Annotated in this window: 9 protein-coding genes; 3 read left to right on the forward strand and 6 right to left on the reverse strand. The window is 72.6% G+C overall.

Annotated elements, in window-relative coordinates:
* Window positions 1-104: 104 nt before the first annotated feature.
* Together OG802_RS14950 and OG802_RS14955 are read left to right on the forward strand one after the other, a co-directional pair.
* Complete coding sequence (locus OG802_RS14950) at window positions 105-1,280, forward strand: L,D-transpeptidase (protein ID WP_329417066.1); 1,176 nt, start codon at window positions 105-107, stop codon at window positions 1,278-1,280.
* 271 nt (window positions 1,281-1,551) lie between these two features.
* Complete coding sequence (locus tag OG802_RS14955; protein WP_329410901.1) at window positions 1,552-2,295, forward strand: DUF6227 family protein; 744 nt, start codon at window positions 1,552-1,554, stop codon at window positions 2,293-2,295.
* Between the two features lie 220 nt (window positions 2,296-2,515).
* Here OG802_RS14955 and OG802_RS14960 read toward each other — a convergent pair whose 3' ends face one another.
* From OG802_RS14960 to OG802_RS14980, 5 genes are all read right to left on the reverse strand, one after another.
* Window positions 2,516-2,818, reverse strand: a complete 303-nt coding sequence (locus OG802_RS14960; RefSeq protein WP_329410903.1) for a hypothetical protein — start codon at window positions 2,816-2,818, stop codon at window positions 2,516-2,518.
* 199 nt (window positions 2,819-3,017) lie between these two features.
* On the reverse strand, window positions 3,018-5,315 hold the full coding sequence (locus tag OG802_RS14965) for a PTS fructose transporter subunit IIABC (protein ID WP_329410904.1): 2,298 nt from the start codon (window positions 5,313-5,315) through the stop codon (window positions 3,018-3,020).
* A gap of 247 nt (window positions 5,316-5,562) precedes the next feature.
* Entirely contained in the window at window positions 5,563-6,513 is a 951-nt protein-coding gene (gene pfkB / locus OG802_RS14970; RefSeq protein WP_329417067.1) for a 1-phosphofructokinase, read from the reverse strand.
* 116 nt (window positions 6,514-6,629) lie between these two features.
* Entirely contained in the window at window positions 6,630-7,391 is a 762-nt protein-coding gene (locus OG802_RS14975) for a DeoR/GlpR family DNA-binding transcription regulator (RefSeq protein WP_329410906.1), read from the reverse strand.
* A gap of 331 nt (window positions 7,392-7,722) precedes the next feature.
* Entirely contained in the window at window positions 7,723-9,306 is a 1,584-nt protein-coding gene (locus tag OG802_RS14980; protein WP_329410908.1) for an MFS transporter, read from the reverse strand.
* Window positions 9,307-9,368: 62 nt separating this feature from the next.
* Between OG802_RS14980 and OG802_RS14985 the strand changes: the two genes are divergently transcribed.
* The gene (locus OG802_RS14985) at window positions 9,369-10,517 is read left to right on the forward strand and encodes a helix-turn-helix transcriptional regulator (protein WP_329410910.1); all 1,149 of its coding nucleotides are present in this window, start codon (window positions 9,369-9,371) and stop codon (window positions 10,515-10,517) included.
* 99 nt (window positions 10,518-10,616) lie between these two features.
* On the opposite strand, the gene OG802_RS14990 is transcribed toward OG802_RS14985, so the two are convergent.
* Entirely contained in the window at window positions 10,617-11,270 is a 654-nt protein-coding gene (locus OG802_RS14990) for a TetR/AcrR family transcriptional regulator (RefSeq protein WP_329417068.1), read from the reverse strand.
* Window positions 11,271-12,131 lie beyond the last annotated feature (861 nt).

Genomic DNA, 12,131 nt, shown 5'->3' on the forward strand with positions numbered 1-12,131 from the left:
ATCACCCACCTCTCAAGGAACCGGAGCAGCCCGTGACGACGGCGGACAAGGCGAACAAGGCGAACAGGGCAGTGCGGCGCGCAGCGGGAGCCTGTGCCGTCCTGGTGGTCGGCGCCCTGACCCTGACCGCCTGCGGGGGCAGCGCGAGCGCCGAGGGCGGCGACGCCAAGGGGGGCAAGAGCGCGGGCAACGGCGTGAAGACGTCCACCGCCAAGATCGTCATCTCGGCGAAGGACGGCTCCACGGGCGCGTCCATCAACCAGACCGGCGTGAAGGTGAGCGGCGGCCGGCTCACCGACGTGAAGATGACCGTGGCCGGGGCGGGCGAGGCCGTCGAGGGCGCCCTCTCGGCCGACGGCGGCAGCTGGAAGCCGAAGAAGCAGCTGGAGCGGGGCACGAAGTACCAGATATCGGCGACCGCAAAGGACGCCGACGGCAAGACCGCGGCGGCCAACGCCATCTTCACCACGGTCTCCTCCGCGAACAGCTTCATCGGCACGTACACCCCGGACAACGGGACCACGGTCGGCGTCGGCATGCCGGTGTCGTTCACCTTCGACAAGGCCATCGCCGACAAGAAGGCCGTGCAGTCGCACATCACGGTCACCTCCAGCAGCGGCCAGCAGGTGGTCGGCCACTGGTTCGGCGCGCAGCGGCTCGATTTCCGCCCCCAGGAGTACTGGAAGGCCGGCTCCAAGGTCACGATGAAGATCGACCTGGACGGCGTCGAGGGCGCGAACGGCGTCTACGGGGTGCAGAAGAAGACGGTCGATTTCACCGTCGGACGCTCACAGGTCTCCACGGTCGACGCGAACACGCAGACCATGACGGTCGTGCGGGACGGACAGACCCTGAAGACGACCCCGATCTCCACGGGCGACCCCGAGCACACCACGTACAACGGCCAGATGGTGATCTCCGAGAAGTTCACGCAGACGCGAATGAACAGCCGGACGGTCAACCTGGGCGCCGAGTACGACATCCCGGACGTGCCGCACGCGATGCGCCTGACCACGTCCGGCACCTTCCTGCACGGCAACTACTGGTACAACAAGGGCAACCCGCCCTTCGGGCGCACCGGCACCAGCCACGGCTGCGTCGGACTCGCCGACGTCCGGGGCGCACAGGGCGACACCCCCGCCAAGTGGTTCTACGACAACTCGCTGGTAGGCGACGTGGTGATCGTCAAGAACTCCCCCGACAAGACGGTGGCCCCCGACAACGGGCTGAACGGCTGGAACATGTCCTGGGCGGAGTGGACCGCGGGAAGCGGCGCGTGACCGCCACCGCGAGCACCCCGTTCACCACGGGCACCGGGAGCGTCGCAAGCAACGCGAGCGCCCCGCGAACCGGGCGCACCAGGAGCGTCACGACCACGCGAAGTGCCGTCTGACCGGCGCTTTCTGAGCACACGTCGGGCCGCGCGGGAACCATCCGCGCGGCCCCGGCGTTTTCTCCGACGTACGTTTTCTCGGTTCCCGGACACGATGTCCGACCGAGGGGCTACGGTATGCACCCACAAGGTGACATGCAGCAACGCCGGGAGAAACCTTGAGCGTTCCGTACGAGACGACAGCGTACGAACCAGCCGAGTCGCCCGAGTCTCCGGAGGAGCATCTCGCGCGACTGCTCGGTCGCGCCCTGAACTCGTTCGAGCTGCCCGACGAGGCCCTGCGGCGGCTCGACTGCGCGCTGGCCCACGACAGCTCCCTGCACTCCGCCCACCACAGCGCCGGCCTGCACCGGGAAACCTACCGGCACACCTGGCTGCTGGCCGACGGCTGCGCGCTTACGCTGTGGGAACTCGTGCACAACACCGCACCCGGCAGCGAACCCCAGCACGAGGTGTACGCGGACGAGGAGGAGCTGCGCGCCGCCACCGCCCGGCTGCCGCTGCCGTCCGAGGCGCCGGACTTCGAACTGCCGGTGCTGGTCCAGCTCGCACCGGTCCCGGCGCCCCGCCATGTGTACGAGCCGGACGACTCGGCGGACCACGCGCGCCGCCTGCTGCGCCGCGCCGAGAACCCCGACCGGCCCGACGCGGAAACGACGGCACTGCTGAGGTCGGCGTTCGCGCACCAGATCACGCAGGCCTTCGGGCGCCCGTGCCGGGCCGGCCGCATCGGCCTGGGCTACTCGCTGTACGAGCACGCGTTCCTGCTGCGCGACGGCCGGGAGATCTCCCTGTGGGAGGTCGAGCACACGGCGACGCCCGACGGGCGGCACATGTGCGAGGTGTACGCGTCCGAGACCGCGGCCCGCGAAGCCATGGAACGCCGGGCGGCACAGGCGTAGGTCCCTTCCGGACTCCGCTGCCTCGCCCTGGCCCACGCCTCCCCCGGCTCCGTCACTCCCCGGCTCCACTGACTTCCCGTGACTTCCCGTGGCTTCCCGCCGCACGTCCACGGGGCCCGCGCCGCACGTCCACCGCCGTTCGCCGCCGTCGCCGCCGTTCGCCGCACGTCTGCTTCGCCTCCGCTCGGCTCCGTCGCACGTCAGGTGCGTCGGCGTCGGGTCAGCGGTCGCCGCTGAGGCGGCGCACCAGGCCCGCGAAAGCGTCCTTCTCCGCCGTCGTCAGCTCGACGCTCTCCCGGTGGGGACTGGTCGCCTGTTGCTGGCGCGGGAGGGCGGGCAGCACGGGCAGTGCCGGGATGGCGGGGAGCGCGGGCCGGACGGGGAAGGAGCGGAACGCCGCGTGAGCCTCGGCGCGTGCGCGCATCCGCCGCAGGACCCGGGTCAGGACGAGAAGCCAGGCGACGGACGCCACGGCGAGAACGGTCAGCGCCGTCAGCTGGGCGGGCGTGAGATGCACGGGCATACCGCCCAGTACACACCAAGGTCCGGGATTTCGGCCCCGGACCGTGACGTATCTCGCAGGCCACGCAGAACGGTTAGATCGACCAGAACGACCGGAGCGGTTAGACCGAGCACACCGGCCGGATCGGCCGGATCGGCCGAAACCCTCGACGGTGGGGAGAGAGCCGACGGCCCCCGCCGCACGACGGGGCAGCGGCGCGTTACGCGGCTACCGGTTGCTTCGGTTCCTGGGCCGCGGTCGCGGTGTCCGCGGTGCTTCCCGCCGGCGTGGGCCCCGCGGCGCCGGGGGCCGGCTTGCGCATGCCCTTGAGGACGACGACGGCGGCCGTCGTCACGCACACGCCCGCCGCGACGGCGATCAGGTAGAGGAACGGGTTGCCGATCAGGGGGACCACGAAGATGCCGCCGTGCGGGGCGCGCAGGGTGGCGCCGAAGGCCATCGACAGCGCGCCGGTGACCGCACCGCCCGCCATCGAGGCGGGGATGACGCGCAGCGGGTCGGCCGCGGCGAACGGGATCGCGCCCTCGGAGATGAAGGAGGCGCCCAACACCCAGGCGGCCTTGCCGTTCTCGCGCTCGGTGGGCGTGAACAGCTTGCCCCGGACCGTGGTGGCCAGCGCCATCGCGAGCGGCGGGACCATGCCGGCCGCCATGACCGCGGCCATGATCTTCATGGCCGAGTCGCTCGGGGCGGCGACCGCGATGCCGGCGGTGGCGAAGGTGTACGCGACCTTGTTGACGGGGCCGCCGAGGTCGAAGCACATCATCAGCCCCAGCAGGGCGCCGAGCAGGACGGCGTTGGAACCGGAGAGGCCGTTCAGCCAGTCCGTCATGCCCTTCTGGGCCGAGGCGATGGGCTTGCCGACCACGACGAACATCAGGAAGCCGACGATCGCCGAGGAGATCAGCGGGATCACCACCACCGGCATGATGCCGCGCACCGGGGCCGGGATCCGCACCTTCTGGATCGCCATCACCACCCCGCCGGCGAGCAGACCGGCGACGAGACCGCCGAGGAAGCCCGCGTTGATGGTGGACGCGATCATGCCGCCCACGAAACCGGGGACCAGGCCCGGCCGGTCCGCCATGCCGTAGGCGATGTACCCCGCGAGGACCGGGACGAGGAAGCCGAAGGCCACGGCGCCGATCTGGAACAGCAGGGCGGCCCAGCTGTCCGTCTGGGTCCACACGAAGTGGTCCGTCACCGAGGGCGCGGACTTGATCTCGTAGCCGCCGATCGCGAAACCGAGGGCGATCAGCAGACCGCCCGCCGCGACGAACGGGACCATGTAACTGACCCCGGACATCAGCCACTTGCGCAACTTGGTGCCGTAGCCCTCGCCGGACTCGCCGGCGCGCTCGACCGGCGTGCCCGCGCCCGAGGGGGCGCCCGAGGTCACCTCGCCGCGCTCCGCCTTCGCGCGCACCTCGCCGATCAGCTCGGCGGGCCGGTTGATGCCCGCCTTCACGCCGATGTCCACGGTGGGCTTGCCGGCGAAGCGGTCCTTGTCGCGCACGGGGACGTCATGGGCGAAGATCACGCCGTCCGCCGCGGCGACGACGGCCGGGTCGAGGCGGGTGAAGCCGGCCGACCCCTGTGTCTCGACGACCAGGTCGACGCCCGCCTCCCGGCCCGCCTTCTCCAGGGACTCGGCCGCCATGTAGGTGTGCGCGATGCCGGTCGGGCAGGAGGTGACGGCGACGATCCGGAAGCGAGACGCGGGCTCGGGCTCGGGCTCGGGCTCGGGCGCGGGGGCTGCTCGGCCCGGAGCGGAGGCGGGAGCGGAGGCGGCGGCGGGGCCGCGGCCGGGGACCGTGTCGGCGTCGGCGGAGGCCGCCGCCGACGCCGACACGGAGTCTGCGGAACCGGGTTCCGTGGAACCGGATCCCGTGGGGCCGGATTCCGTGGGGCCGGAGTCCATGGGACCGGATTCCGCGGGGCCTGTGGGACCGGAGTTCGTTGCACCCGAGCCCGCCGGGCCGGTGGATGCCGAAGCGCCGGCGGTGTCGGTCCCGGCGGAGGGGGCTTCGGAAGCGGGCGGGCGGGCGGCCGAGGGCTCGTCACCGCGGATCAGCGCCGCCGCCGTGGCCGGATCGCCGGCCGACCGCAGCGCGCCGGTGAAGTCGGGGTTCATCAGCTGACGGGCCAGCGACGACAGGATCGTCAGATGGGCGTCGTCCGCACCGGCGGGGGCGGCGATGAGGAAGACCAGGTCGGCCGGACCGTCCGCCGCGCCGAAGTCGATGCCGGCGGCGCTGCGTCCGAAGGCGAGCGTGGGCTCGGTGACATGGGCGCTGCGGCAGTGCGGGATGCCGATGCCGCCGTCGAGGCCGGTGGGCATCTGCGCCTCACGGGCGGCGACGTCGGCGAGGAAGCCCTCCAGGTCGGTCACCCGGCCCAGGGCCGCCATGCGCTCGGCGAGGGATCGCGCCGCCGCTTCCTTCGTCGGGGCGGACAGGTCGAGATCGACCAGGTCCGCGGTGATCATGTCGCTCATCGCGGGCTCCTTCGCACGCGTATCGCCCGGGGCGTGGGGTGCTGGGCGGGGGTGGGGGCGGGGAGGGTGGAGGCGGGGCCGGGGCAGCCCCGCCTCCGTGGGGTCACAGGCGGGTTCGGGTCCTGTTCCCCCGGGTCGGCAGGGCGGCTCAGGGTGCCCTGCCGGCCGTAGCGGGCGGCGGGCGCGGGGACGCCTCGCCGCTGTCGGACGCACGGCCCGCCGGGCGGCGCGGGCGGTGCGGAGGTCGTCACCATGCCACCGGCTCCCGCAGTTCGCGGTCCACGGGCACCTCGGCGGTCACCGTCACCGCCGCCGGGTCCAGGTCGTCCGGGGTGGGCATCACGCTGCCGGGCAGCTGGACGGCGGCCGCACCGTGCGCGACCGCCGAGGCGAGCGCCGCCGGGCCGCTGCCGCCCGCGACGAGGAACCCGGCGAGGGAGGCGTCGCCGGCGCCCACGTTGCTGCGGACGGCGTCGACGCGGGCGCTGGCGAACCAGGCGCCCGTCTCCTCGACCAGCAGCTGACCGTCGGCGCCCAGGCTCGCGAGCACCGCCCGGGCGCCCATCCCGCGCAGTTCCTCGGCCGCCTTCACCGCGTCGCCCACGGTGGCCAGGGGACGTCCGACGGCCTCCGCGAGCTCCTCGGCGTTCGGCTTCACCACGTCGGGCCGCTCGCGCAGCGCTTCGAGGAGGGCGCGCCCGGACGTGTCCAGGGCGATCCGCGCGCCTCCGGCGTGCGCCCGGGCGACCACCTCGGCGTACCAGGACGGCGCGAGCCCGCGGGGCAGGCTGCCGCAGCAGGCGATCCAGGCGGCCTCGTGCGACTGCTCACGCACCGTCTCCAGGAGCAGTTCCCGCTCCTCGGCGGAGAGTTCGGGGCCGGGCGCGTTGATCTTCGTCAGGACGCCGTCGGACTCGGCGAGCGCGATGTTGGAGCGGGTGGCCCCCGCGACGGGCACCGGCGCCACCTCGATGCCCTGCGCGGCCAGCAGGTCGGCGACGAGCGCGCCCGGCGCACCGCCCAGCGGCAGCACGGCGACCGTGCGCCGCCCGGCGGCGGCCGCGGCGCGCGAGACGTTCACCCCCTTGCCGCCCGGGTCCATCCGCTCGCCGGTCGCGCGGATGACCTCGCCCCGGTCCAGGGAGGGGACCTCGTACGTGCGGTCCAGGGACGGATTGGGCGTGACGGTGAGGATCACGCCCACGCCGCCCGGACCGGCCCCGCTCACCGGGCCGGCCGCATCCACCGGACCAGTACCGCTCACCGGGGCTTTCCCGCTCGCCGCGTCTTTCCCGCTCGCCGGGCCGGTGCCGCTCATGCGCGCACAACTTCCGTGCCGCCGCGCTCGATCGCGGCCGCGTCCTCGGGGCTCAGTGCGCTGTCGGTGATCAGCAGGTCGACGTCGCTCAGGTCGGCGAAGCGGGCGAAGTGCTCCTGGCCGTGCTTGGCGGAGTCGGCGAGCAGGACGACCCGGCGGGCCGCGGCGACGGCCGCCCGCTTGACCGCGGCCTCGGCGAGATCGGGGGTGGTCAGCCCGTGCTCGGCGGAGAAGCCGTTGGCGGCGAGGAACAGGACGTCGGCCCGGATCTCGCCGTACGCGCGCAGCGCCCAGGCGTCCACGGCGGCGCGCGTACGGTGACGCACGCGCCCCCCGATGAGATGGAGCTGCATGCCCGGATGGTCCGCGAGGCGGGCCGCGATGGGCAGGCTGTGGGTGACGACGGTGAGCTCGGCCTCCAGCGGGAGGGCTGCGGCCAGTCGTGCCACCGTCGTCCCGGCGTCGAGGATCATCGTGCCCTCGGCGGGCAGTTCCGTCAGGGCCGCCTTGGCGATGCGGTCCTTCTCGTCGGCCGAGGTGCCCTCGCGTTCGGCCAGGTCCGGTTCGAAGTCGAGGCGTCCGGCCGGGATGGCACCGCCGTGCACGCGTCGCACCAGGCCGGCCCGGTCGAGGGCCTTCAGGTCGCGGCGGATCGTCTCCGCGGTGACCTGGAACTCCTCGGCCAGCGACAGGACGTCCACCCGTCCACCGTCACGGGCGAGCCGCAGGATCTCCTGCTGCCGCTCCGGTGCGTACATGTCCGTTCTCCTCCGACCGATACCTGTTTTGTGCCCGAACCTGTGGTTTATCCACGGACGCTACGCCGGGCATCTCGGAAAGTAAACAGGTTCGGACCCGATTCGGGCATGAACGGACTTCCTTCCGTCGCGACCTCCCGTCCTCCTCCTTCTCTCTCCACCCCGGGACGGGACGCGGCCGTGGACAGCCGAAGAGCCCGCCACCGCTGCGATGCGGTGACGGGCTCTCGACACACGGACGTGCGACGGCCTCTCGACCCTCTCCGGGGCCCATCGACCCTCTCCGCGACCTCCTCGCGGCCTCACGACGAGGCCGGGGCGATGCGGAACCTCAGACGGCGAACTCCCGGTCCCGGTCCTCGCCGGGAACCGCGTCCGCGGCCGCAGAAGTTCCCGTGCTCTCCGTACCCTCCGTGACCTCCGCGCCGCCCTCCACGTGCTGCGCGGGCCGCTTCGGCAGGGCGAACATCAGCAGGAAGATCACGGACATCACCAGGGCCACCCAGCCCAGGGCGTGCTGGAACGCGTTCACGAAGGCCGGGCCGACCTCGGACGCCGTCAGCCGGTCGCCGATCTCCCCGAAGAAGACGACCGCGACAAGCCCCAGCCCGAGCGCGTTGCCCATCTGCTGAACGGTGTTGATGAGCCCGGAGGCCGATCCGGCGTGCTCGCGCGGCACCTCCGACAGCACCGCGTCGGTCAGCGGGGCGAAGATCAGGCCCATGCCGACGCCCATGACGACCAGCGGCAGCGCCATCTGCCAGGGCGCGATGCCCAGCCCGTAGCGCTCGGACTCCCAGATGTAGAGGAGCACGCCGACGACCATCGTCAGGGCGCCCGCCTGCAGCACCTTGCGCCCGAAGCGCGGGACCAGCTTCTGCACGGACATCCCCGCGGCCACCGAGACGGCGATCGAGAAGGGGACCCCGGTCAGACCGGCCTTCATCGGGCTCCAGCCCAGACCCGTCTGCATGTACAGCGTCCAGACCAGGAAGAACACGCCGAGGGCGATCCCGAAGACGGTCTGCACGGCGACGCCCGCCGCGAAGCTGCGCACCCGGAAGAGGGAGAGCTCGACCAGCGGCGAGCCGTCCCGCGCGCCCTTGCGACGCTCGTACGCGACCAGCGCCCCGAAGACGCCCAGCGCGCCGACCATCGACACGTACCCCCACACCGGCCAGCCCAGCTCGCGGCCGCGGGTGAGCGGGTAGAGCAGCATGAGCAGACCGAGGGTGACCAGGACGACGCCGACGATGTCCAGCTTCAGCGCCTTCGGCGCCTTCGACTCGGTGATGAAACGGCCGCCGAGGATCAGCCCCGCGATGCCGACGGGCAGGTTGATCAGGAAGATCGGCCGCCACTCCAGCCCGAACAGGTTCCACTCCGTCAGCAGCGCGCCGAGCAGCGGGCCCGAGACGGCGCCCAGCCCGACGATCGCGCCGAACAGCCCGAACACCTTGCCCCGCTCGTGCGCCGGGAAGGTCGCATGCACGATCGACAGCACCTGCGGGACCATCATCGCCGCCATGCCGCCCTGGAGGATGCGCGAGGCGACCAGCATCTCGGGGTTGGCGGCGAAGCCGCACAGCGCGGAGGCCAGGGTGAAGCCGCCGATGCCGAGCAGGAAGAGCCGCTTGCGCCCGTGGATGTCGCCGAGCCGGCCGCCGGTGATGAGTCCGGCGGCGAAGGCGAGCGCGTAACCGGCGGTGATCCACTGGATCTGGCTCCAGGAGGCGCCCGCGTCCTGCCGGATGGAGGGGATGGCGATGTTGACGATCGTGACGTCGACGAGGTCCATGAAGGCCGCGGTCATCACGATGGCGAGCGCGAACCAGCGTCGCCGGTCCCCCGGCGCGGGATCTGGGGTCGTCTCGAAGGCGGGCGGTGTCTCGGTGGAGGTCTCCGTGGAGGTCATGATGTGACAGTAGGACGGCAGTAGGTCAGATCGTGTCCTACTCATGCGGCATCCTCGGATGCATGACGACGGACACTCCGGCTCGGCTGCTCCAGCTCCTCTCCCTCCTCCAGACGCCCCGCGAATGGCCCGGTGGCGAGCTCGCCGACCGCCTCCGGGTGTCCCGGCGCACGGTCCGGCGCGACATCGACCGGCTGCGCGACCTCGGCTATCCCGTGCAGGCCACCATGGGCTCGGACGGCGGGTACCGACTGGTCGCGGGCAAGGCGATGCCGCCCCTCGTGCTCGACGACGAGGAGGCCGTCGCGATCGCCGTCGGACTGCGGGCCGGGGCAGGTCACGCGCTGGAGGGCGTCGACGAGGCATCCGTGCGGGCCCTCGCCAAGCTGGAGCAGGTGCTGCCGGCCCGACTGCGCCACCGCGTCTCCACCCTCCAGGCCGCCACCACCCCGCTGACCAGCGGAGACGGCGCGAGCATCGCACCCGAGACGCTGACCGTCATGGCGTCGACGGTGGCCGGGCAGGAACGGCTGCGGTTCGCCTACCGCGCCAAGGACGGCACGGAGTCCCGCCGTCTGACCGAGCCCTACCGGCTCGTGTCGACGGGCCGGCGGTGGTACCTCGTGGCGTACGACCTCGACCGTCAGGACTGGCGGACCTTCCGGGTCGACCGGGTCCGGGACCCGTTCGCGACCGGCGCGCGCTTCGCACCACGGGAACTGCCGACGGGGAGCGCGGCGGAGTACCTGCGGCGGTCCATCCACGGCCGCCCGGACGCACGCGCCTACGAGTACGACGTCACGTTCCACGCCCCGGCCGAACTCGTCGCGGCCCGCCTCCCGTCCTGGCTGGGAACACCGACCCCGGACCCGGCGGACACCGACCACGGGAACGGGGGCGGGAGCGGCTGCGGCGATGGGAGCGGGGGCGCCGACGGAGGGAACGGCGGCGGTGATGAGAGCGGGGGTGCGGGTACCGGTGCCGGTGCCGGTGCCGGTGCCGGTGCCGGCGAGACCTCCGGGAGGAGCTGCCGACTGCGCGGGTCGACGAGCGACCCGGTGGAGTGGGTTGCGGTCCGGCTCGCGATGCTGGGTTACGAGTTCACGATCCGGGAGCCGCGCGAACTGGCCGACTGCGCAAGGGCCTTGGCCGGAAGGCTGGGACGAGCGGTGGCCGCTCGGCCGGAAACGCCGGACGGAACCACGGACTGACGTCCCGGCACCGAGCAGCCGACCAGGACCGGGCAGCCGACGGAACCGTCCCCGTAGGCCCCGCCGGTCCCGCCGATCCGCCGATCCCGCCGCCCTTGCCTACCAGGAGAAGTCCCGCAGGGCTCGCAGATTGCTCAGAGCCAACTCCGCCGGGCCCTGCGGGCCGGTGGCCGAGGTGTCCGTCACCGCCCAGCTCTCGACGGCGACCCTGACCGCCGCGCCCGCGACCGCCGCCGTGAACCGCTCCTGCGGCGAGACGTCCATGGCGGCGGTGGGGGCGGCGGTGGCCGAAGTGGCTGCGGCGGTGGCCGTCGGTTCAGTCTCCGTTGGGTCGGTGGCCGTCGGCGCGGTGGCCGTCGCCCGGTCGGCCAGGATCTGCGCGAGATCGGCCTCCGAGGTGTGGCAGACCTCGGCCCAGACCTTTCCCAGAGCCGGGCTCGCCATGGCCAGCCGGATCAGGGTGCGCACCCATTCCCAGGACGCCGCCGAGACGCCGCCCCCTGGGGCGAGCGTGTGGCGCACCGCGTGTTCCAGCGCCTCTGGCACGCTCAGCGCGGCGGGGGCCTCGCGCACCGCCTCCGCCCAGCGCTGGGCGCCCGCCGCGTAGAGCGGGGCTACGGCCTCTTCCTTGGTGGCGAAGTAGCGGTAGAAGGTGCGCGGGGCGATTCCCGCCGCCTGCGCGATGTCCTCCGCACGGGTGGCCTTCAGGCCCCGGCTGACGAACAGTCCGGCTGCCGCCCGGGCGATCTCCATCCGGGTCGCCGCTTTGCGCCGCTCGGTCAGCGAAGCCGGAGCCGAGCGAGAGGTCGAGCTGATCACTCCGGCAGGCTATGCCCATGTGGCACAATCTGCCATTCGGGCGGGCCACCCCGTGGTTCAGGTACGGGGTGCCCCGCCTTCTCGACGTGCCCACCCGCACCGCAACCCGCCCGGCGGCAGTGTGCGCCCGCAATTGCCACCGAAATCCCCATGATTGTCCGGCGGACCCTGCCCGCCGACCGCCCCTCGCCCGACCACCTCACCGGCCCCCCTCACCCGACCCTCGCCCTACCTCCGCGACGAAAAGGAGCCGGGCTCCGGCGCCTGGGGGGAGAGGCGCCGAAGCCCGGCTCTGGGGTGGTCCCGGCGCCGGGGGGATGTGCGGCGGGACTTGGCTCGGGGGATTTCGGAAATGCGGCACAACTTCCGAATCGTCGAATCGTCGAGTTGTCGAGTCGTCGGAACTCACGGCTTTCGAGCGCGGTCGGCTCGGATCTCGGGGGGCTGAGATCTCGGGCCGGGTTGAGATTTCGGACTGGGCTACAGGGTCCGGCCGATCCGAACTCCCGTGCCCAGAAGTCTTTTTCCCCCGCCTCCCCGGTTGAAGCGGCGTTCCCACGCCATGTTCGCGCGTCTTCTCAAACCGGCGCACGCGGGCGTAAGCCCGGCACGATCCGACACGACCCGGCACCATGAGAAACCCCAGGCACACGAGCGTCACATGAGGCTGTCCACGGTTTACCGGGAGCGACTCTCCCCCGGCCGGACATCACTCCACCGGCACCGGCCGACGTCTCATACCAGCCGCCGACGCCCTGTCCCGGCCGACGCCTTGAGGCGGAGCGGCACACTTCG

It is taken from the genome of Streptomyces sp. NBC_00704, from assembly GCF_036226605.1.
GTDB lineage: Bacteria > Actinomycetota > Actinomycetes > Streptomycetales > Streptomycetaceae > Streptomyces.

Bases quoted from the DNA above. Each gene is read 5' to 3' on its own strand.
- OG802_RS14960 (WP_329410903.1), bottom strand. From the start codon at position 2,818: ATGCCCGTGCATCTCACGCCCGCCCAGCTGACGGCGCTGACCGTTCTC.
- OG802_RS14965 (WP_329410904.1), bottom strand. From the start codon at position 5,315: ATGAGCGACATGATCACCGCGGACCTGGTCGATCTCGACCTGTCCGCC.
- OG802_RS14985 (WP_329410910.1), top strand. From the start codon at position 9,369: ATGACGACGGACACTCCGGCTCGGCTGCTCCAGCTCCTCTCCCTCCTC.
- OG802_RS14975 (WP_329410906.1), bottom strand. From the start codon at position 7,391: ATGTACGCACCGGAGCGGCAGCAGGAGATCCTGCGGCTCGCCCGTGAC.
- OG802_RS14990 (WP_329417068.1), bottom strand. From the start codon at position 11,270: ATGGAGATCGCCCGGGCGGCAGCCGGACTGTTCGTCAGCCGGGGCCTG.
- OG802_RS14980 (WP_329410908.1), bottom strand. From the start codon at position 9,306: ATGACCTCCACGGAGACCTCCACCGAGACACCGCCCGCCTTCGAGACG.